At 56.9% G+C, this 22,336-nt stretch carries 19 protein-coding genes; 15 read left to right on the top strand and 4 right to left on the bottom strand.

Going from position 1 to position 22,336, the window contains the following annotated elements; all coding sequences use genetic code 11:
* Nucleotides 1-58 precede the first annotated feature (58 nt).
* Nucleotides 59-2,131: a maltose alpha-D-glucosyltransferase gene (treS, locus tag HX839_RS23595; RefSeq protein WP_177067747.1), complete on the top strand. Its 2,073-nt coding sequence runs from the start codon at nucleotides 59-61 to the stop codon at nucleotides 2,129-2,131.
* On the opposite strand, the gene HX839_RS23600 is transcribed toward treS, so the two are convergent.
* The 4 genes from HX839_RS23600 to HX839_RS23615 form a co-directional block, all read right to left on the bottom strand.
* A complete protein-coding gene (locus tag HX839_RS23600; protein WP_003217765.1) occupies nucleotides 2,109-3,113 on the bottom strand; it encodes a nucleoside hydrolase in 1,005 nt (334 codons plus the stop codon). The two genes, treS and HX839_RS23600, sit on opposite strands and share 23 nt — an antisense overlap.
* Before the next feature lie 13 nt (nucleotides 3,114-3,126).
* Nucleotides 3,127-4,116: a LacI family DNA-binding transcriptional regulator gene (locus HX839_RS23605; protein WP_256579844.1), complete on the bottom strand. Its 990-nt coding sequence runs from the start codon at nucleotides 4,114-4,116 to the stop codon at nucleotides 3,127-3,129.
* A gap of 218 nt (nucleotides 4,117-4,334) precedes the next feature.
* On the bottom strand, nucleotides 4,335-5,669 hold the full coding sequence (locus HX839_RS23610) for an OprD family outer membrane porin (protein ID WP_003217762.1): 1,335 nt from the start codon (nucleotides 5,667-5,669) through the stop codon (nucleotides 4,335-4,337).
* Nucleotides 5,670-5,787: 118 nt separating this feature from the next.
* Entirely contained in the window at nucleotides 5,788-7,173 is a 1,386-nt protein-coding gene (locus HX839_RS23615; protein WP_177067748.1) for an MFS transporter, read from the bottom strand.
* 530 nt (nucleotides 7,174-7,703) lie between these two features.
* On the opposite strand from HX839_RS23615, the gene fimA reads away from it, so the two are divergent.
* The 14 genes from fimA to HX839_RS23685 all read left to right on the top strand — a co-directional run bounded on the left by fimA (nucleotide 7,704) and on the right by HX839_RS23685 (nucleotide 22,267).
* Nucleotides 7,704-8,249, top strand: coding sequence for a type 1 fimbrial major subunit FimA (gene fimA, locus HX839_RS23620; RefSeq protein ID WP_023658841.1), 546 nt, complete (start codon nucleotides 7,704-7,706; stop codon nucleotides 8,247-8,249).
* A gap of 84 nt (nucleotides 8,250-8,333) precedes the next feature.
* Entirely contained in the window at nucleotides 8,334-9,026 is a 693-nt protein-coding gene (locus HX839_RS23625; RefSeq protein WP_003217755.1) for a fimbria/pilus periplasmic chaperone, read from the top strand.
* Between the two features lie 127 nt (nucleotides 9,027-9,153).
* On the top strand, nucleotides 9,154-11,742 hold the full coding sequence (locus HX839_RS23630; RefSeq protein WP_177067749.1) for a fimbrial biogenesis usher protein: 2,589 nt from the start codon (nucleotides 9,154-9,156) through the stop codon (nucleotides 11,740-11,742).
* 21 nt (nucleotides 11,743-11,763) lie between these two features.
* Complete coding sequence (locus HX839_RS23635) at nucleotides 11,764-12,288, top strand: fimbrial protein (RefSeq protein WP_177067750.1); 525 nt, start codon at nucleotides 11,764-11,766, stop codon at nucleotides 12,286-12,288.
* A gap of 12 nt (nucleotides 12,289-12,300) precedes the next feature.
* Complete coding sequence (locus HX839_RS23640) at nucleotides 12,301-12,804, top strand: fimbrial protein (protein WP_003217749.1); 504 nt, start codon at nucleotides 12,301-12,303, stop codon at nucleotides 12,802-12,804.
* A gap of 14 nt (nucleotides 12,805-12,818) precedes the next feature.
* Nucleotides 12,819-13,718, top strand: a complete 900-nt coding sequence (locus HX839_RS23645; protein WP_177067751.1) for a fimbrial protein — start codon at nucleotides 12,819-12,821, stop codon at nucleotides 13,716-13,718.
* 165 nt (nucleotides 13,719-13,883) lie between these two features.
* Nucleotides 13,884-15,056 (top strand): EAL domain-containing protein, encoded by a 1,173-nt coding sequence (locus tag HX839_RS23650; protein ID WP_023658838.1) that lies wholly within the window; start codon nucleotides 13,884-13,886, stop codon nucleotides 15,054-15,056.
* Between the two features lie 156 nt (nucleotides 15,057-15,212).
* A complete protein-coding gene (locus tag HX839_RS23655; RefSeq protein WP_003217743.1) occupies nucleotides 15,213-15,839 on the top strand; it encodes a response regulator transcription factor in 627 nt (208 codons plus the stop codon).
* Nucleotides 15,839-17,989: an ATP-binding protein gene (locus tag HX839_RS23660; protein WP_003217742.1), complete on the top strand. Its 2,151-nt coding sequence runs from the start codon at nucleotides 15,839-15,841 to the stop codon at nucleotides 17,987-17,989. Before HX839_RS23655 ends, HX839_RS23660 begins: the two co-directional genes overlap by 1 nt.
* Nucleotides 17,990-18,156: 167 nt before the next feature.
* Nucleotides 18,157-19,371 (top strand): EAL domain-containing protein, encoded by a 1,215-nt coding sequence (locus HX839_RS23665; RefSeq protein WP_023658837.1) that lies wholly within the window; start codon nucleotides 18,157-18,159, stop codon nucleotides 19,369-19,371.
* A 69-nt stretch (nucleotides 19,372-19,440) separates the two neighbouring features.
* The gene (locus tag HX839_RS23670) at nucleotides 19,441-19,863 is read left to right on the top strand and encodes a hypothetical protein (protein ID WP_003217737.1); all 423 of its coding nucleotides are present in this window, start codon (nucleotides 19,441-19,443) and stop codon (nucleotides 19,861-19,863) included.
* A gap of 209 nt (nucleotides 19,864-20,072) precedes the next feature.
* A complete protein-coding gene (locus HX839_RS23675; protein WP_177067752.1) occupies nucleotides 20,073-20,657 on the top strand; it encodes a fimbrial protein in 585 nt (194 codons plus the stop codon).
* A 275-nt stretch (nucleotides 20,658-20,932) separates the two neighbouring features.
* Entirely contained in the window at nucleotides 20,933-21,463 is a 531-nt protein-coding gene (locus HX839_RS23680; protein WP_063030192.1) for a fimbrial protein, read from the top strand.
* Nucleotides 21,464-21,529: 66 nt separating this feature from the next.
* Nucleotides 21,530-22,267, top strand: a complete 738-nt coding sequence (locus tag HX839_RS23685) for a fimbria/pilus periplasmic chaperone (RefSeq protein WP_177067753.1) — start codon at nucleotides 21,530-21,532, stop codon at nucleotides 22,265-22,267.
* Nucleotides 22,268-22,336 lie beyond the last annotated feature (69 nt).

Here is a 22,336-nt window from a genome sequence, read left to right on the forward strand (position 1 = left end):
CGGTGGTTCATATGCAGCCACCGCAACCGACTACTTCATGGGTGCAGGTGATTGATTTATGACGGACGCCGATAAGAAACATGTGGCCTGGCTGGTGGAACAATCGATGCTGCATGCCGCCAAGCAACGCGCCAGGCTTTATTCGGGGCAAGGCCGGTTGTGGCAACAGCCATATGCCCATACCCGGCCCCGTGATGCTTCAGCCCTGGCATCGGTGTGGTTCACGGCCTATCCGGCGTCCATCGTCACCCGCGAGAACGGCAGCGTACTGGAGGCCCTGGGCGATGAAACCTTGTGGCACGCGCTGTCAAAAATCGGCATCCAGGGCATTCACAACGGTCCATTGAAACGCTCGGGCGGTCTTTCCGGCACCGAGCACACCCCCACCCCCACCATCGACGGCAATTTTGACCGCATCAGCTTCGACATCGACCCGCAACTGGGCACCGAAGCCCAGCTTCAGGCGCTGGCCCGCATGGCCGCCGCGCACAACGCAGTGATCATCGACGATGTGATCCCGTCCCACACCGGCAAGGGCGCGGACTTCCGCCTGGCCGAGATGGCCTACGAAGACTATCCCGGGCTCTACCACATGGTGGAGATCCGCGAAGAAGACTGGCCGCTGCTGCCCGACATCAGCGAGGGCCGCGATGCGCAGAACCTCAGCCCGCAGCAGGTCGACGTGCTCAGGGACAAGCACTACATCGTCGGCCAGTTGCAACGGGTGATCTTCTTCGAACCCGGGGTCAAGGAAACCGACTGGAGCGCGACCGATGTGGTCATCGGCGTGGACGGCAAGCCCCGCCGCTGGGTGTACCTGCATTACTTCAAGGAAGGGCAGCCGTCGCTGAACTGGCTGGACCCGACCTTCGCCGCGCAGCAGATGATCATCGGCGACGCCCTGCACGCCATCGACGTGATGGGGGCGAAAATCCTGCGCCTGGATGCCAACGGTTTCCTCGGTGTGGAACGAAAACTGGAAGGTAACGCCTGGTCTGAAAGCCATCCGCTGTCCATCACCGGCAACCAGATCCTGGGCGGCGCGATTCGCAAGGCGGGCGGTTTCAGCTTCCAGGAACTGAACCTGACGGTGGACGACATCGCCGCCATGTCCCACGGCGGCGCCGACCTGTCCTACGACTTCATCACGCGCCCGGCTTACCAGCACGCGTTATTGATGGGCGACACCGAATTCCTGCGCCTGATGCTGCGGGAGATGCACACCCTGGGCATCGACCCCGGCTCGCTGATCCACGCCTTGCAGAACCATGACGAGCTGACCCTGGAACTGGTGCACTTCTGGACGTTGCACGCCCATGACACCTACCTCTATCAGGGGCAGACCTTTCCCGGCGGCATCCTGCGCGAGCATATCCGTGAGCAGATGTACGAACGCCTGGCTGGCGAACACGCGCCGTATAACCTGAAGTTCGTGACCAACGGCGTGTCCTGCACCACCGCCAGCATCATCACGGCGGCGCTGGGCATTCGCGACCTTGAGGCGATTACCCCGGCGGATATCCAGCAGATCCGCCAGATTCACCTGCTGCTGGTGATGTACAACGCGATGCAACCGGGGGTGTTTGCACTGTCCGGCTGGGACCTGGTGGGCGCATTGCCGTTACCGGCGCAGGAGGTGGCCCACTTGATGCTGGATGGCGACACACGCTGGATCCATCGCGGCGCCTATGACCTGGTGGACCTGAATCCGGATGCGGAGCAATCCGCCGGGCAGATGCCACGCCCGAAAACCTTGTATGGCAGCCTGATCAGCCAGTTGGCCGACCCGGATTCGTTTGCCTCGCAACTGCAAAGAATCCTCGCGGTGCGCCGAGCCTACGACATCGCCGCCAGCCGCCAGATCCTGGTGCCGGATGTGCAGCACCCGGGGCTGTTGATCATGGTGCACGAGCTGCCGGCGGGCAAAGGTACCCAGATCACGGCGCTGAACTTCGGCTCGACGCCGATTACTGAAACCCTGCACCTGCCCGATATTGCGCCCGGGCCGGTGGTGGACATCATCAATGAGCGGGTGGAGGGTGATTTGACGCCCGAGGGTGATTTCACCATCACGCTGGATGCGTATGAAGGCTTGGCGCTGCGGGTAGTCAGTAGTTCGCCGATGATTTGAGAGGCGCCATCGACAAGTACCGTTCGATGATTTCCAGCAGCAAGCGGTTGTCCACGGTTTGCAACACGCTGACCAGGCCGCTGGTGGGCGGCGTGATAGCGACGTCCAGCCGCAGGGGCTGTTTATAACGCCAGGTTTTGCCGCGCGTGCGGCCGGCGCGCAGTTCTACCTCCGTGTAGTACTGCGTGGCGTTAGCCACGCGCGGATCCAGCAACCAGGCAATCACCAAAGCGTCATGGATCCAGCAACCGGCGAGGCTGCGGGTGGCCATTGAATAATCGATCCAGGGCCTGAACGTCTCACAGATAAAATTGGCGAGGGGCGTATCGAGTTGCTGGATACGGTCCAGGTCCTGGTGAGTCATCAAGGTTTGCGTGGTGACATCCAGGGGCACCAGGGTGATATTCGCACCGCAACTGAGGACAAGGTCGGCCGCTTCCGGATCGAAGCCGAAGTTGGTGTCCTTGATGAAGTCATCCAGGGCAAAAACACCGCCCATGATAACGATTTGCCTGGCTGCCTTGATCATGTCCGGGTAGCGTTCAATCGCCAGCGCCACGTTGGTCAGCGGCCCAATCGCCACCAGGGTGATTTCCCCGGGGTTTGCGCAAATCAACTGGCCTATGGCGTCGGCCGCTTCCTGGGCCGGAGCCTCGAAATCAAGGGGAGGGCGCACGCCATTCCATAAATGCGCGAGTTGGCGCTTGTGGACGGTGTTGTCCAGAGCATCGCGCCAGGGGCCGCCGGGTTCCTGCAGTGCCTGGTTGCTGCCCCTGACCACGGGTAGCGAGCGGCCGGTTCTGGCCATCAGGTCTTTAGCGACGTTGTACCCCACGGCGCTGGGCGTGTTGCCTGCCACAGTGGTGACCAGTTCAAGCGACAGCTCGGGTGCCGCCAGTGCCAGCGCCAATGCCAGACCGTCGTCAACGTTGGCGCCTGCAATCCCGTTTCCGGGATCGCAATCAATAATTAAACGTTTCATTTCACCTTCTTTTTTAGACTCGCGGTGTTTGCACAGCGCCGCATCCGCAGGACTCGCCAATGACCAGGCGGTGAGAAAACTCTTGCAGCTTCACCTCGCCATTCCAGGCCAGCAGCATCGCAATGGCGGCCTTGGCCATGTCTCCGACCGGCTGACACACGGTGGTCAGTGACGGTGCATAAAACGCCGACTCCTCGGTACCGTTGAAGCACACCAGCGCGACCTGTTCGGGGACTTTTATGCCGTGTTCCGCCAGGGCCCGAATGCAGCCGATGGCTTGCGCTTCATTGGAGCAGAACAGCGCGCGGGCGGGGGGGCCGTCGGCCAACATGCGCTGTGTTGCGTCATACCCACCTTGCCGCGTGTAGCTGGCGGGCAATATCCATTCGGCGCGTTCTTCAATGCCGTGGTCAGCCAGTGCGTCACGCCAGCCGTTCAAGCGGTCCTGGGCGTTGAGCATTTCCAGGGGGCCACAAATGATGCCTACTTCGCGGTAACCATGGCTCAACAAATGGGTGGTAACTTGACGTGCTGCGCCGCGCTCGTCGACCCGCAGCATATTGACGGCCAGGCTGGGGCTGACCCGGTCGAGCATCACGAAAGGCGTGCCGCTGGCCTGGATCAGCTCGATATGCGGGTGGCGGTCGACACTGGTGTAGAACAGGCCATCGACCCGCTGGCTCAGGAGGTTGTTGATCAGGTTCAGTTCACGCTTGCGGCAGTCACCGGAATCGCCCAGCAGGATGACCAGGCCGTTGTCCAAGGCTTCCTGTTGCAGCGCATGGGCAAAAGAGGCGATGAAGGTATTCGAGATGTTCGGCACCACCAGCCCATACGTGCGAGTTTTGCCCGAAGCCAATGCCTGAGCGACGCCATTGGGCCGGTAACCGGTGTGTTTTATCGCATCCAGTACACGCTGGCGCGTCGCCTTGGCGACGGGCCTTGGGCCGTCGTTGATCACATAGCTGACGACCGCGACCGAGGTGCCTGCTTCGCGGGCCACATCATCGCGTGTGGCCCTGGTTGGATACTGTTTTGTCAAAGCGACCTGCCATTTCCTGTGAGTCGATGGACACGCGGGCGGTACCCGGTAACAGGTCTACCCGCGTAGATGTTTACGGCAAGAGAAGGGGCTGAGATGGGCGGCATTATCACTGCTGGTGTATTTCAGTTTGATGACCTGTGTACGGCTTCGCTTAGACACCCGCAGCCCCTTCAGGGTCAGAAGATCGCGTAGGTGTAGCTGAAGATCACACGCGCCTGGTCCACCGCACCCACGTTGGGAATGCCGCTGCGGAAACTGCCTTCGCGCAACGAGGTGCCAAACCCTTTCAACGGACCGCTCTGCACCACGTAGTCGATCCGCATGTCACGTTCCCACTCCGAGTAGCGGCTGGCGCCGTCCACCGAGCGGATGTTGTCGCCATGCAGGTACAACGCCGAGGCCGAGAGGCCGGGCACGCCCAGCGCCGCGAAGTCATAGGAGTACTGGGCAAAGTTGGTGTTTTCACCTGCGCGGATAAACGAGTTATCCATCACGTCAGTAATCAGGTAGACGCTGGCGCCGCCGTTGCCTTCATTGTTGCCGGCGCCGCTCACTACGTTGCCCTGGTTCAGGTAAACAGTGCCGCCCGAGTCGGAAACCTGCTGGCGACCGAGCATGAAGGCGTTGCCTCCCAGGTAGTAGGTGAACGCTGCGCTCCAGGTGGTGTTATCCACTTTGCCCGGCTCGCTGGCGTAGCCGCCGTTGTTATTGAAGAGGTAGCCCGTGGTGCCGTTTTTACCCTGGGACTTGCTGTTGAAGTAGCGCAGGTCGGTTTTAAAGCGGGAGTTTTCACCCAACGGCGTGGTGTTCAACAGGCCAAAAAAATCCTGGGTGTAATAGTCCTTCAGGTCGGCACGGTAATACTGCAGGGTCGTGGTGGGGGTGATTTTCCAGTCGGCTCCGGCATAGGTGAATGAGTTGCTGTCCTGGGTACCACCGGCAATGGCCAACCCTGTGGAATTGGACGACGCACGCCCCGTGGAGCGGTTGAGTTGCCCGGCATTGATCGTCAGGTTATCGATGTCTTTGGACGTTACCGTCACGCCTTCAAAGGTTTGCGGCAGCAACCGGCCGTCGTTGGCCACCAGGATCGGCAGGTTAGGCTGCAGCGCGCTGCCGGCATGGAACTCGGTCTTGGACACGCGAAGCTTGGCGTTGGCCCCGAGGCGGCTCCAGCTGTCCACCGGCGTGCCGTCCGAATCGACCGGTGCGAGTGAGTTCGAGGTGCTGGCGCTAGGGTGTTGGGTCCCCCCGGAAAGGTTGAACGCCTGCATGGCTTGAACGTCGAGGCCGAGACCGACAGTGCCCTGGGTAAACCCGGAGAGATAGTCGAGTTTGAAACCCTGGGTCAGTTCGTTCTGATCAACGCCTGGGGTGTTGGGGTTATCACTGCGAAGGTAAAAAGTACGCGCGCTGACCGACGCCGTGCTGTCGTCGATAAAGCCTGCGGCCAGCGCTTGTTGCGCAAGGATCGTAGTGGTGACTGCCAGTGCAAGGGTGGACCGTTTCATGTAAATGCTCCGATGGATTTGCCGATTTACAGGCATGGCTTCGCCCGATCTGTGGTTAAACAGTCGTGCGGGTTTGCGCCTTTCTACGAGGCGTCAGTGGTTTTTCAGGGGGATGAAACTAGATGGCATCTTCCAGCGCGTTGAGGTCGCGCCCACGGGTTTCCGGGGCGACAAAGGTCGTCACGAAACCGATCCCGGCCATGGCGACAAAGTACCCGGCAATCGCCCACCAGTGGCCGGTCCAGGTCAGCAGCGCTGCAGCCACCAGCGGCGCGGTACCGCCCGAGAGGATCGAGCCCAGTTCCTTGGCCAGGGCCAACTTGGTGTAGCGGTTTTTTACGCCGAATATTTCAACGCTCCAGGCCGCCTGTACGCCAAAGATGCCGAGTGAAGCGAGACCCATGCCGACCACGATAGTCGCCATGACAATCGCCGGGTCACGGGAATCCAGCAGCATGAACGCCGGGAAGGCGTAGAGCATCAACAGCAGGCAGAAACAGCGGTACACGATGCGTCGACCAAACCGGTCAGACAGCCAGCCCGCCAAGGGGATGATCAAAAAGCCGAGAATTGACGCGATCAACACGGACTGGGTCGCGACAGATTTATCCACCGCAAGCACTTTCACCACATAGCCGACGATAAAACCCTGGGCCAGGTAGGAAGGGCCGTTCTCGCCAATGCGCAAACCGACCATGGTGAGAAACGCCCGGCTGCCTTTCCAGAAGCCTGCGGGCTGCGCAGGGGCGGTGAGGGCGTGATTGCGTTGGGCCTGCAATTCGGCCTTTCGACGTTCAAACACCGGCGTTTCCCTCAGGTTGCGCCGCAGCCACAGGGCAGCCAGGGCTATCAGCGAACTGCAGAGGAACGGAATGCGCCATCCCCAATCCTGCAATTGCTGTTGATCCATTTGCACCACGGCAAGCCAAACCAATGAAGCCAGCAGGGTCCCGCTGTTGGAGCCCAAGGCAACTACCGAAGACATCAGGCCGCGTTGTTTGGCGGGTGCAAACTCGCCGAGCATCACCGTGCCTGCGGCCAATTCGGCGCCTGCACCGAAGCCTTGGGTAAAACGCAGCAGTACCAGGCATGCCGGAGCCCAGATACCGATCGATGCATAACTGGGGATCAAGCCGATCAACGTGGTGGAAGCGCCCATCAACACGACGGTAGAGACCATGACCACCTTGCGGCCCTTGCGATCACCCAGCCACCCGAAGAACAGCGCACCGATCGGCCGCGCCACAAACCCCACCGACCAGGTCGCGAAGGTGGAAAGCAACGCCATGGCGGGCGACACATTGGGGAAAAACACATCCCCGAAGATAAGCCCCGCAGCCAAGCCATACAGGGCGAAGTCCGCGTACTCCATGGCCGTGCCAAGCCAACAGGCGAGGGTGGCGCGATACAACTCCCGGCGTCCTTGCGGGGTTATCAAGCTTTCATCCGCTGCGCCCCATGGGATAGGCGCACCGGACGGAATAGCACTTGCAACTGTCGACATCAAAAAACTCCTGATCCAAGGAAGGCCCGGACATGACCATTAGGTGTGTTTGCTCTGCTTCTACAGTTATCTACGCGCGTAGATAACTGACTTTGAAAATCGGCCCGGGGATAAACCTCAAAGGCCGATAGTGGAGATCCATGGCCGGATCTTAGGCAGGGTTTTATTGCATTCGAATGACAGATTTATCGGCGGACGCGCGCAAGGTAGCGCTGATTAGCAGCGGCGGGGGCGACAACGGTTGCGTTGCAAAAGGGCCCGGCCGTGTCCGACTGAAGGGTGGCGCTGCGGGCAGTGAGTCGTTCGCCGATGAAGTACTGAACGTGCGTGGCTAGTTGTAATAAGATCTCCCCGGCACGTGTACGGAAATTTCTCCTGCGTGCCGAATTATCGCTTTAAACCCAAGAGGTTTCATAAATACTGGCGGGATCTCTCTCCATTCTTATTCCCGGACTATCTACTTATAGTTCGTGTGCTTGAGTTGCCTTATACCAAGTACTGGAATCCCCAAAGATATGGAGTTTAGATTTATGCGGAAAATCAATCTGATTAACAGTGTAATAGCTGTCTCACTGCTTGCCGTGGGTGTGGCTCACGCCGACGATGTAACCGTTAATGGTGGCACCATTCACTTCCAAGGTGAAGTTGTTAACGCGGCGTGCGCCGTCGATACCGGCTCTGCTGACCAGACTGTACAACTGGGCCAGGTAAGAACCGCAGCACTTAGCGCGGCCGGCCAGACCAGCTCCGCCGTTGGCTTTAATATCCAGCTGAATGACTGCGATACCAAAGTTTCAACTCAAGCCTCCGTCGCCTTCACTGGTGTAACTGACCCTACCAACACCGAAGCACTGGCTCTGGAAAGCTCCGCTGCCGGCGCTGCCACCAACGTCGGCGTTCAGGTGCTGGACCGCGTAGGTACTCCTCTGACGTTCGACGGCGCGACGTTCAGCGAGCCGTTGACCCTGAATGATGGCACCAACACCTTGCCGTTCCAGGCACGTTACATCGCCACAGGCGTAGCCACTGCGGGTACTGCGAACGCCAACGCAAACTTCAAAGTGCAGTACCAGTAACGAGCAACTGACAAGGATGTGCGCAGGCCAGGGAGGCCATCTTCGCACAAGGTTCGTGTTCGCCTACAAGATTGACGTGAAAAAATGATGATGACCGCAAAGACAATTAGAACCGTGCTCGCGTTGGCGGTGGTGCTTCTGGCCAATCGCGTGGAAGCGGGCGTGGCCCTGGGTGCGACGCGCGTTATTTACCCGGCCGATCAGAAACAGACGGCGCTGGGTTTAAGCAATAATAATGACAAAGACACCTATCTTATCCAGTCATGGGTCGAGAACAGTGATGGCAAGAAAGATGGCAGGTTTGTCATTACACCGCCATTGTTTGTGATGCAGGGAAAAAAAGACAATACGCTGCGCATTGTCGATGCCACCAACAATAACCTGGTAAAAGATCGCGAAAGTTTATTCTGGATCAACGTAAAGGCAATCCCTTCTGCAGATAAAGCGCAACAAAAAGACAATACGCTGCAACTGGCAATTACCAGCCGGATAAAACTCCTGTATCGACCACGAGACCTCAGGATCTCCCCGGAAGATGCACCGGCAAAGTTGACGTTCAAGCGCAGCGGAAAGTCGCTGCTCATTACTAATCCAACCCCTTACTTCCTGACCATCACAGAACTGAACGCCGGCACACAGGCGCTGGCAAATACCATGGTTCCGCCAATGGGTTTTGTGACCGTCGACCTGCTTGGAAGTACAGCCAGTGCGATTAATTATCGAACTATCAACGATTACGGCGCATTGACTGCAGTGCTGAAGGGAACTCTTCAGTAAACATTGCTGTGCTAATCAAGCCTTGATTATGGACCTTGCATCAGGCGGGTCAATCCAGAGCCTGCACGTTTTTTTGTGCGGGAGGGGCTATGTCGTACCTGGGTTATGGAACTGGCGATAACGCAAAATGAAAAATGGAATCCGGGAATTAGCACTTAACCGATTACTGTTGTCACCCTTGGCATTGCTTCTGGCAGGCCCCGTTTTTTCTGCGCGAGCAGACAACTATTTCAATCCTCGCTTCCTGTCCGATGATCCTGCATCAGTCGCGGATCTGTCCGGCTTTGAAAAAGGCCTGGAGGCGCCTCCCGGCACTTACCGTGTCGACATCTATATGAACGATGGGTACATGGCGACCCGGGATGTTGCCTTTGATAAAAGCGCCGATGGGCAGAAACTGGAACCGTGCCTGACGCGTTCTCAATTGTCTTCTTTTGGCGTCAATACGCTCGCATTGCCCGATGTCGTTGCCATGAAGAGCACCGCCTGTGTTCCATTCACCCGGTTTATCAATGATGCGTCCAGCCGATTTGACGTTGGCCTGCAACGCTTGTACCTCAGCGTTCCCCAGGCATTCATGGGTAGCCAGGCCCGTGGGTATATTTCGCCAGATCTATGGGATGACGGCATTACCGCGGGATTGCTCAATTACAACTACACCGGCAGCGAAGTGCGCAGCGAGCAGGGCGGGGTGTCCAACTATTCATACCTCAGCCTGCAAAGCGGCCTCAACCTGGGCGCCTGGCGATTAAGGGACACCACCACGTGGAGCTACAGCCACGGCGCGGGCGTGACGCAGAACCAGTGGCAACACACCAACACCTATGTGGAGCGGGGCATTTCCTCGTGGCACAGCCGATTGACCCTGGGTGACGGTTTCACCGCTGGCGATATTTTCGATGGCATTAACTACCGGGGCGCTCAAATTGCGTCGGACGACAACATGCTCCCGGACAGTCAGCGAGGCTTTGCGCCCGTTGTGCGCGGTATCGCGCGAAGCACAGCCAAGGTTTCGGTGAAACAGAATGGGTATGAAATCTATCAGGCCACCGTGCCCCCCGGTGCTTTCACCATCAACGACATCTATGCACCAGGCACCAGCGGCGATTTACAGGTCACGGTTGTAGAGGCTAACGGTTCAACGCAATCGTTCACGGTGCCTTATTCATCTGTGCCGATGCTGGAGCGTGAAGGCCAACTGAAGTATTCGCTGACGGGGGGGCAGTATCGCAGCGGCAATGCGCAGCAAGACACGCCGGAGTTTCTCCAAGGCACCGCATTTTGGGGTTTGCCTCATGACTGGACAGTCTTCGGAGGCACGCAGGTCTCGAACAACTATCACGCCCTGGACATTGGCTTGGGCAAGAACCTGGGCGACCTCGGCGCGATATCGGCCGACCTGACCGAGGCCCGTGCGATATTGCCTGACGACACCCAACACCAAGGGCAGTCCCTGCGGTTTCTTTACAATAAGTCCATCAACCAGTGGGGGACCAACCTGCAACTGTTGGGCTACCGCTACTCGACGAAAAATTTCTACACCCTGGCTGACACGGCATGGAGCCACATGAGTGGCTTCACGCTGGTCAGCCAGGATCAATCGGTTCAGATAACGCCGCAGATCACGGATGCCTACAATCTGAACTACAGCAAGCGTGGTCGCTTCCAGGCCACGTTGACACAACAGGTGGGCAAGACGTCTACGGTGTATTTAACCGGTAGCCAACAGAGCTATTGGGGAACGCGGCAGTCGGACGAACAACTCCAGCTCGGGTACAACAGTACAATCGGAGACATTAGTTGGGGGGTGAGCTACAGCCTGACAAAGAGCGCCTGGGCGGACAATAAAGATCAGTTGCTGGCGATCAATCTCAGTATTCCGTTTAGCCACTGGATGCGTTCAGACAGTCACTCATCCTTTAAAAACACCAATGCCAGCTTCAATACATCCAGTGATTTAAAAGGTCGGGACACCAGCACGGCAGGGCTCTATGGCACGCTGCTTGATGATCACAACCTCAGTTACAGCGTACAAACCGGATACGCCAGTGGTGGTGTCGAAGACGCTTCGAAAACCGGCAACACCTCTTTGAACTATCGCGGCCCCTACGGCAATTCCAATATCGGGTACAGCACCAGTGAAGACTACAGCCAGGTGTATTACGGCGTCAGCGGTGGCGTATTGGCGCACGCGGATGGCGTGACCTTCAGTCAGCCGCTGAACGACACCATGGTGCTGATAAAAGTACCGGGGGCAGAGCATGTCGCCGTCGAAAACCAGACCGGCATACGCACCGACTGGAGGGGATATGCCGTGCTCCCGTATGCGACGGATTATCGTGAGAACCGGATAGCCCTGAACACTAACTCGCTGGCCAATAACATTGAATTGGAAGACCCGATATTGAGCGTCGTGCCGACGCGTGGGGCAGTTGTGCGTGCTGATTTTAAAGCCCGCGTCGGGATGAAAGTCCTGATGACGCTGACCCACAACGACAAGCCGGTGCCATTCGGCTCAATCGCCTCATACGGCGAGGGCTTGGGGGGGAGCATTGTTGCCGAAGGTGGTCAGGTCTATCTGACCGGGCTGTCGCCGACAGGGCAAGTAAACGTGAAGTGGGGGGACGGTACGAACGATCGCTGTACCGCAACGTACACCCTGCCGGCCGAGAGCCTGGCGCAGGCCTTGAGTTATGCCTCGGCGACGTGCCAGTAATTAAAACAGGATGATCCAGCCATGAAAAAGTACCTTCGTATCCTGTGCCTGATGCCGTGCCTCGCCAATCAATCTTATGCAGCGGACACCAGCATTTCTATCACCGGTTACCTTAAAGACAATTCCTGTTCGGTGTCGGTCGATTCCAAAGACTTTACTGTGGACTTGATGAGCAATGCGGCCAAACAACTCAATCATGTGGGGACGACGACTGTTCCTGTTCCCTTCACGATAGTCTTTGATAAGTGCGGTGGCTCAACGACTGGCGTCCGGGTTGGCTACAGTGGCACATCAGACAATGACAATATCGCACTGCTTAAAATTGACGAGGGCGTTAATGCCGCCAGCGGTATGGGCATACAGATACTGAACAGTGACAAACAGGCAATCCCTTTAAACACCACTGAACAATCCCTCCGCTGGACGCACCTGATCGCGGGCCAATCAAATACCCTGAATTTTTATGCGTGCCTGATGGCGACCCATTCCCCTGTGACGGCGGGAGTTGTGAATGCGACTGCCAATTTCACGCTCGAGTTTCAATAAAGGAGCCTGGGAATGAACGCTATGAAGACAATCCTGTTGGCAGGATTATTACTGATTGCCGGAATCATCAACGCCCATGCGGAAGACGTGACCATTACGGTCAATGGGCGAGTTGTAGCGCAACCTTGTACGGTCTCAACCCCACCGGCAGCCGTTGCTCTGGGAGACCTGTTTGCCGCCAATTTCAGTCAGGCAGGATCAAGTTCAGGCTGGTACTGGGTGACGCTGGGTTTGACTAACTGCCCGGTGGGAACATCAAGCGTAACAGCGACATTTACAGGCGTTGCCGACGACACCGGCTACTACCAGAACCAGGGCGACGCGCTCAATCTTCAGTTGGAGTTGCAGGATACCCACGGCAACAACTTGAATAATGGCAATTCCACTACCGTCCATGTAGATGGGTCGACGCAGTCAGCGAGCCTGTCGCTGCAGGTGCGTGCGTTATCCGTCAATGGCAATGCAAAGCAAGGCAGTATTCAAGCCACGATTAACGTTACGTATACATACTCCTAGTAAAGGTGCGACAAATGAAGATAAAAATCAGCGCCGTGCTAGTGCTGTTGCTAACCTTGGGGCTTTCAACCAGTGCCAATGCTTTTTTGTGCTATGTGAACGGCGTTATTACTGTCGATGGCGGTGGCGGCAATAACGTCTATGTCAACCTCGATCCGTCCGTTCAAATAGGCCAAAACATTGTCGTTCACCTGGGCAACAGTATAAGTTGTGTGAACGAGGACCCGGCTCACTTTCTAGACCCTATAAGGATTATTTCCGGCCAATACACCGGACCGCTCAATAATCTTGCTGGCAGCATAAGCTATTACGGGGCGTCGTATGACTTCCCTATTAACACACCCACGATTACGGTCGACCATACATGGGGCACACCCATGCCATGGAATACCATACTGTATTTAAAAGTTATCGGCAGTGGCGCCTCAGGAATTACGGTCAAATCGGGGCAGTTGCTGGCCATTCTCACGATGGAGAAAGTCAACTCCGTTCCGTATCAACTCATTACCTGGAACATTTATGCCAACAACACCGTTGTTGTTCCCACGGGGGGTTGTGATGTTTCGGCGCGCGATGTCACCGTCACCCTTCCTGATTATCCGGGAACCGCGGCAGTCCCGTTGAATGTCCACTGTGCGGAAAATCAAAACCTCTCCTATTTCCTGACTGGCCCGACGACAGACAGCGCCAACACAATCTTCAGCAATACGGCTTCCATCTCCCCCGCAGCAGGAATTGGTGTGCAGCTATCTAACCCCAATGGCGTGATTGCTACCAACAACAATATCTCAATGGGTTCAGTAGGGGTCAGTCCCGTGGAACTTGGGATGACGGCCTCCTACGCGAGGACCAGTGGGCAGGTAGTCGCAGGAAATGTGCAGTCCGTTATCGGCGTTACGTTCGTTTATCAGTAGGCGCCTTCTACAGGCAGGGCCGTCGACACCAGGTGTCCAGTCCGACGAATAAAAGCCTTCTGCCATACCCTCGGAAATTTCCGTGCGATATGCAGGAAAACGGCTTTCGTAATTCGTCAATAAAGACGGCAGCATGGCCGCAACGAAAACAAGGCCTGTACCGACATGATTTCTTTAAGAATCCTCGTACTTGAGGATCGCCTGCCACGCCGCAAAGCCATTACTCAGATGTTGGCGGAGCTGGGTGTGCGCGCGGTTTTCCATGCGGCCGAATGTGACAAAGCCCTGGACCTCATCACCCGTGCAGAAGGCGTGGACATTGTCATCTGCGACTTGAGCCACGAGAAACGTGGCTATTTCGATTTCATGATAGCCGCAGGACGGGCACGCCTGGTCAATGCGCTGGTTTTAGGCTCGACGCTTGAGCCTCAGTTTTTGCGCGCGGTGGAGTGTATCAATCAGTTTTCACAGCTCAGGCTGATCGGCGTGATGGGGCCTGACGCGCCCCTGCATGACTTGAGCTCGATTCTGCGTGACTACATCAAGCACAAAACCTTCGCACCGTTGCTGGCCCCGGACTCCTTGAAGTTGCCTACCGAGTCCGAGGTTAGAAAGGGCCTGGAAGCGCGAGAGTTCAAGGCGTGGTTCCAGCCCAAGTTCGACTTGCGCACCGGAGCCCTGTGCGGCGTGGAAGCGTTGGCGCGCTGGGAGCACCCGACCCGTGGCTTGTTACTGCCCGGTGAGTTCCTGCCGGCAGTGCTGGCCTACGACCTGATCGACGAGATGTTCAAGCAGGTTTTCGCCCAGGGGCTTGACCTGCTGGTTGCCCTGCGTGGACGTAATATCACGCTGCAGGTTGCGTTCAACCTCCACGCCTCGCAATTGGCCCGTTTCGATTTGGCACTGCACATCGAAAACGCGTTGATCGAGCACGATCTACCCGGCTGCGCACTGATGTTTGAGTTGGCCGAAAACGGCCTGCTGGATATGTCGGTGGCCACCCAGAAAAGTTTGCTGTGTTTGCGGCTACTGGGATGCGGCTTGTCCATCGACGATTTTGGCACAGGATTTTCCTCGTTGACGCTGCTGTGCCAATTGCCTTTCCAGGAGTTGAAACTCGACAGTTCGGTTGTGCAGGATTTGTCCGACCTGCACAGCAGGGCCATGATGCTCAGCACGATTGCGTTGGCCCGGGCGCTGGATATCAACCTGGTGATCGAGGGTGTCAGCAGCCAGGAAATACGTGACCAGGCCTTCGCCATGGGCGGGACCTTTGCACAAGGTTTTCACTTGGCCAAACCCATGAGTGCACGCCGCTTGAAAGAGTGGCTGGACTGACTCAGTCAATCTGAAAATCACAACGCGCGAAGGGCAAAATAACCTGCATTGTTCAGGTGCGGTTGGACTAGACTTTGCCGGTGTAGTCGCTTGCCTCCCTCTACGCCTTCTCGTTTCGTGATCTGTGTCCAGATAAACAGAATAAGTGAGATAGATATGCGCAAGGCGCTGGTAGTGGACGATCACCCGATAGTTCGGGCGACGGTCAAAATGGTCTTGAAACAGGAAGGTTTCGAAACGGTGGTAGAAGCGGGCGACGGTGCCGACGCCGTGCAACAGGCACGTCAGGAGTTGCCGGACCTGGTGGTGCTGGATATTTCGATGCCCAAGCTCGATGGGCTGGAAGTCATCAGGCGCATCGTCGATCTGAATATCGCCACGCGAATCCTGGTACTGACGTCCCTGGAAGCAGGTTTGTATCTCAAGCGTTGCATGAGTGCCGGTGCTGCCGGTTTCATCTCGAAAATCGACGACCTGGACGACTTGCGTCGCGCTGTGAAAGTGCTGATGTCCGGCTACACGCATTTCCCCAACCTGGCGATCGGTTCGGTTCGTCGCAGTGACGTCGAAATGAATGAAGCGCGGGTGATCGAAAACCTGTCGGATCGCGAACTTGTGATCCTCAAGCACCTTGCCCTGGGGCTCAGCAACAAGGAAATCGGCGACTCCATGCTGCTCAGCAATAAAACCATCAGCACGTACAAGACGCGACTGCTGGAGCGCTTTGAAGTGACATCCGTCGTGTCACTTTCGGAAGTGGCCAAGCGCAACAGTATTATCTGATGAAAGCCGCCAAAACGATTGTTGCCGCGTTGCTGATGGCCGGGCTGCCGTTGCTGGTACGCGCCGAACCGCACATAGCAGGGACTTCCGACTTCGAACTCGACATGGTGTTCCGTACCCAGGGTAAATCCACGCTCTATTGGGGCATGGTGCTTGCGGGGGTGGGTTCCATCATCTGTTGGCACCTTGCGGTGATGCTGTGGCGTCGCAGGGCCGATGACCCGCGCCGGGTCCTGGCAACCTTTGTCGCCAACATGCGCCTGATGCTCGATAACGTCCCGCGGCCGGTGTTCATCCGCGATCATGAGGGCCGGCTGGTCGCGTGTAACGACAGTTACCTGGACTTCCTTTCCATGGACCTGGACCAGGTGATTGGCAAGCCAATTACCGAGTTGCAGTTGATGCCGCTGTCCGAGTCCCGGCAGTACCATGAGCATTACCTGCGGGTCGTGCGCGACGGCATCCCGATGATCGGCAGCGGTAGCCTGGTGGCGCCCTACGGTGAAACGCTGGCGCTTTTCTACTGGATTTTCCCGTGTTTCAACTCGCGGGGGCGAGCGGTCGGGGTGATTGCGGGATGGGTCGATGTCAGCGACCGCGAGCAGTTGATGATTCAGTTGAAGGCTTCGCAAAAAGAAGCGGACGACGCCAACAACGCCAAGACCTTGTTCCTGGCGACCATGAGCCATGAAATCCGTACGCCCATGAACGCGGTGCTGGGCATGCTCGAAATGGCCACCAAACGCGCCGAGCAAGGCATTATCGATCGGGTGTCACTGGACATTGCTTCCAGCTCGGCCAACAGCCTGGTGGATTTGCTGGGAGATATCCTCGACATCGTGCGCATCGAATCAGGCCAACTGACGCTGGCCCCGAAAAGAGCGAATTTGCATGACGAGGTACTCAAGGTCGCGCGCATCTTCGACGGTGTGGCACAGCAAAAATTTCTCGAACTGCAGATTGAACTCGACCCCCAGGCCGACTGCGACGTGCTCGTCGACGCCATGCGCGTCAAGCAGGTGTTGTCGAACCTGCTGAGTAACGCGATCAAATTCACGGTTAAAGGCCAGGTGCGTTTTTTCCTGCGCTGCACACCGGTTGTGGCCGGCTCCGAGCTGGACCTGACGATGAGTGTCATCGACACCGGCATTGGCATCTCGCCGGAGGATCAGGCCCTGTTGTTCAGCCCCTTCACCCAAGTCGGCCAACCAGCGGAAGCCATGCGTACGGGCTCCGGGCTGGGCTTGGCCATTTCCCGCAAGTTGTGCGAGATGATGGGCGGGCAGTTGACGTTGTCCAGTGAGTTGGGGCGCGGTACCCGTATTGATGTTGCGTTGCGCTTGCCAGTCCTTGAGAGCCTTGGTCCGCCGATCGCGGATTCGATAGCACCGGTAGTGCGTGCCAAACGCTTGAGCGTACTGGTGGTCGACGATTACCCGGCGAACCGTTTGCTGCTTTCGCAGCAACTGACTTACCTGGGACATGACGTCAGTGATGCGGAGGACGGTGCACATGGCCTGAGAGCGTGGCGCCAGGGTGCGTATGACGTGGTGATCACCGACAGCCATATGCCCATCATGAATGGCTACGACCTGGCCCGCGCCATCCGTGACGAAGAGCAGCGTCAGGGCTCGAAACCCTGCGTGATCGTAGGCTTGACCGCCAATGCCCAGCCGGAAGAGAAACAGCGGTGCCTGAACGCAGGCATGGACGATTGCCTGTTCAAGCCCATCCGGCTCGGAGAACTGAGTGCCCGATTGACTGTCATCGAGCCACTGATACATCCGAATGAAGCGCCAATGGCGATGGTGGGGCAGGGGATCAACCTCGACCTGACCTCGCTGATTCAATTGGCGCGGGGCGACGAGGAGTCGGTGAACACCATCATCAAGAACCTGGCACTCAGCCTGGAAGAGGACATGGGCGTGTTGATGCAATGCTATGCGAACAAGGACGTCGAAGGGCTGGCAACGCTGGCACACCGGATAAAGGGCGGCGGCCGGATTGTCGGTGCGCAGAACGTGCTGATTCGTTGTGCGCAGCTGGAGGCGGCCTGTGAAGAGGCGACGCCTGCCCAACTGACTGCCGCCACCCTGGCCTTGGAGCAAGCCATGATCTCACTGAAAGCGGCCTTGATTGCCCTGGTGTGAAATGGGGTCACGCCCGGTGGGATGGAGGTTCGGAAATTTCCGAATGAGCAGGAAATTTCCATTGAGCGTGTAGGTTTTTTCCAAAGGCCATTAGGAGCAATCCTAAATACACGGCGGGGGCGGGGCGCAATAATTTACCTGTCCCCATCATCTGTGTAAAAGCCGCCATGTCTTTCCTACCGATACGCGTTCTGGTAATCGAAGAACAGCCTTTCAAACGACTTATCGCCACCCGCGTTTTTCAGGATCTCGGTTGTGAAGACGTGACGGCGGTGGCTGACGGGGCTGCCGCGCTGGAGATGCTGGCACGTACAGGACCGGTGGATATCGTGTTGTGCAGCTTGAAACTGCAATGCACCCAGGGCCTGTCTGTGATCGAGGACCTCAGCCGTGGCGGCTTCCTGAAGGCACTGATCATTTGCAGTGTGTACCCGGCGAACTTGCACGGGGCGTTGGGCCGGATGCTGTCGATGCACGGCGTGAAAGTGTTGGGGTATGTCGATACGCCCGTGCGCGCCAGTGAGTTGGGCCCGATGGTCGGTGCTTTCCTGGAGTCGGTTGCCGTGCGCAGGACCGACGTTTCCAACTCGATCAATTTGAAGTGGTTTACTCAGTCCGAATTGAAAAGAGCGATTCTGGATAACGAGTTCAAGGCGTTTTTTCAACCAAAATTCAATCTGGTCACTGGTGCGGTCGACAGCCTGGAAGCCTTGGCGCGGTGGGACAACCCAAGCTATGGCTTGTTGTCGCCTGGCGACTTTTTGCCGTTGTTAAACAGCTTCTATTTGATGGACGATCTGTTTTTCGCGCTCTTTGAACAGGGCTTGATGGTGTGGCAGGAAGTCCTGGCAACCGGGCGCCAATTGAACCTTGCATTCAATCTGCAGGCAGAGCAGTTCAGCAATCCGCAATTGGTCACCGGCATTAGTCTGTTGATTGAACGCTATCAGGTACCGGCGTCCTGCCTGACCTTTGAAATTACCGAAAGCGGTTTGCTCGAAACTTCCCCGGCGGTGCTGGAGAGCCTGATCCGTTTGCGGATGATGGGCGCCGGATTGTCCATCGACGATTTTGGCGTGGGGTTCTCATCGTTGGAGCGCCTGTGCCAGCTGCCCTTTACCGAGATAAAACTCGACGGCGGTTTCGTTCAGGACCTCGATACCAACGCCGCCAATCGCGCCATTGTCAGCAGCACCCTCGCGCTGGGTGAGGCGCTGAACATGTCGGTGGTGGTGGAGGGTGTCGAAACCGAAAAGCAGCGCCAGTCATTGATCAAGCTGGGCTGTGTGCACGCTCAAGGTTATCTCTGTGCGCGGCCCATGAGCGCCAATCGGGTGCTGTTGTGGCTGGACTCGCAGCGCGCGTCGATCAACAACGTCTGAATACAGGCCATCAATGCGGCTGAATGCTTACTGGGTGTTCAGTTTCTCGTGGGCCAGGAAGGGTGTTTCATGGTGAATCCAAAGTTGCGTGTCTTGTTGGTCGACGAAGAACAATCCAGGCTAGTCAGCATAGAAAAGAACCTGTCGGGCCTTGGCTACAGTCGTGTTGCCCCGCTGACATCATTCCGGGATTTATTGGTGATTCTGGATAACGCGTTATGCCCGTTTGACCTGCTGATTATTCACCAGGTCGTGCTGGAAAACGCAGGCGAAGTGCTTGAGCAGTTAGTACGAAGTTCGCCGGCGATCAAACATTTACTGGTTTACCAGGGCAATACGCTGCAGGTGCTTTCCACTGTTGAGTCGTCATCATCGTCGATGCGCTTTGAGTTGCCTTGTCCGCCGGACCGAGAGGCCATCAAACAAGTAATGGGCTTTATCGACAAGGTCGAGTTGCATGAGGTTTATGGCAAGCAGCGGGTGTCTGTTTAGTTACAGGTGTATCAGGAAAAATACTAACGGTGCTGGAAATGTCATTGCTTCAGTCGGAATTTTCCCTAATTGCAAAGGGACCTTTAACGTTGAAGGGGTTGGCCGGGAAAAACATTATTCACTGCATGCAAGGTGCGCAGTCACAGCGAAGCAGTGAACGGTTCGCCGAGCATTTCGATCAATGATGTTTTAACCTTTCGAGGCAACTTATGACGCGCACATACCGCATCTTCGCGCTCGCAGCGCTGACGTCGACCTTCGTGATACCGGCTGCGCAGGCAGGCGATGGCACCGTTAACTTCAAAGGCCAACTGATTGGGCAGACGTGTACCGTCAGTGTGAACGGTGGCAGCAACATGGGCACCGTCACGCTGCCTACACTGGGCACTATGGCCCTCGGCGCCGTAGGCGCCACCGCGGGTAGAACCCAGTTCACCATTGGGCTGAGTGCATGCGGCACTGGGAGTAACATCCAGGATTTCCTGCAAAACTTAACGGGCAATAGTGTGATTGGCAAGACGGCATCCACTTACTTTGAGAGCGGCCCAGGCGTCGATCCCACCACCCGGAACATTATTAACGCCGGTGGTGCCACCGGCGTGCAGCTCCAGTTGCTTGATTCCGGCGGCGATGTGATCAAGGCCGGTGATCCGGGACAACCGCGGACCCCGGCCATTACCAATCTCGCCACCAACGGTGGCGTGATGACTTACGGCGTCCAGTACATCGCCAACGATGTTATTGCGCCGGGCAGCGTCGTGGGCTCGGTTACCTATTCCATCGCCTATAACTAAAGCCCAAAAGGAGTTGAGAGCGATATCGCTGGTCAAGTCTTTGATATATCCATTTAAACCAAAAAGCCGTATGGCTGCACTGATACGAATTAAAAGTTCAAGCCTTCGGAAGAGTCTTAACTCTGGTAGGAAATTTCCGGAGCTTTTGCAGGACCTTTCAATTTGAAGGGTTTCACCAAAAGAAACATCATTCACTCTGTGCACAACGCACCGCCATATTGCAATTGCGAGTGGCCTGCCAGGCATTTATCCAACTAATGATTTTGAGGCAACTTATGAACCGTACTTACCTCGTTCTTGCAGCGGCGACTTCCGCATTCGTGATGTCTGCTGCACAAGCCTCCGATGGCACTATCAACTTCAGTGGCCAACTGACGGCTCAAACCTGCACCACTTCGGTCAATGGCACGAGCAATGTGGGCACCGTAACGCTTCCGACGTTCTCGATTGCGTCGCTGGCAAGCGCGGGGGCGACTGTTGGTGCCACCAACTTCACCATTAACCTGAGCGGCTGCCAGGGCACTATTGCGACCGCCGCTGCCATATTTGAAGCGGGCGCGGGCGTCGACCCGACCACCCAGAACATCCGCAACACCGGTAATGCGACTGGCGTGCAACTGCAGTTGCTCGACTCCAATGGTGCTGTGATCAAGGCCGGTGATACCAGCCAAACCGCTAACACTGCACGTACCGCTGTGACCGGCGCCACTGCCGTGCTGCCGTACGCCGTTCAGTACGTTGCCAGCGCGGCAACCACCGCCGGTACTGTCGTGGGTTCGGTTACCTACTCGATCAACTATCAGTAAAAGCTGCGCGGTCAGCGCATCTTTCAGGACCTGGAAGATGCGCCGACGATGTTGGGAGAGAGTGATATGCAGCGTAAAAAAGCCTGGTGTCGTTATGTCGTGATGATGGCGGCCCTGCTGGGTTGTTCCCGGGCGATGTCTTCGGTCGTCATCACCGGCACTCGTGTGATTTTTCCGGCGGATAAAAAGGAAGTCACCGTAAAGATTAACAACAACGGCACCAAGCCCGTACTGGTTCAGTCGTGGATTGATAGCGGTGATCCCGCGTCCACGCCAAGCAATTCTTCAGCGCCATTTGTGATTTCGCCACCGGTCTCCCGGGTTGATGCTGACAAGGGGCAGAGCCTGCGCCTGATGTTCACCGGTACTGCGCTGGCTTCAGACAAGGAGTCTGTGTTCTGGCTCAATGTGCTGGAAATTCCGGTCAAGGCCACCAGCGATCAAAACATGCTGCAAATGGCCTTTCGCTCGCGAATCAAGGTGTTTTATCGGCCAGCGAATTTACCTGGCACACCGTCAGCGGCCATCGAGGCGCTGCAGTGGAAGGTTGTTGCGCAACCCAATGGTACCTATGGGCTGCAGGCCTATAACCCAACGGCGTTTTACGTTTCACAAAGTGACCTGGTGCTGGTTAACGGCGGCCAGCGGATACTGAGTGAGGCGGGAATGATTGCGCCCGGTGAGACCCATATCTTTGCCTTGCCCGGCCTGAAGTCGATGCCGGCACCCGGCGCCAAAGTTGAATACAGCGCCATCAATGATTACGGCGCTCTGGTTCCTACCCACGAATCCGTCATGCCTTAGGCCTATCAGGCCTTAATCGTTTTTCACCCTCCGTCGTCCGGGTAATTTATGACTACGCTGTCTCTTCTG

The sequence above is a fragment of the Pseudomonas sp. I8001 genome (genome assembly GCF_013385345.1).
Taxonomy (GTDB): domain Bacteria; phylum Pseudomonadota; class Gammaproteobacteria; order Pseudomonadales; family Pseudomonadaceae; genus Aquipseudomonas.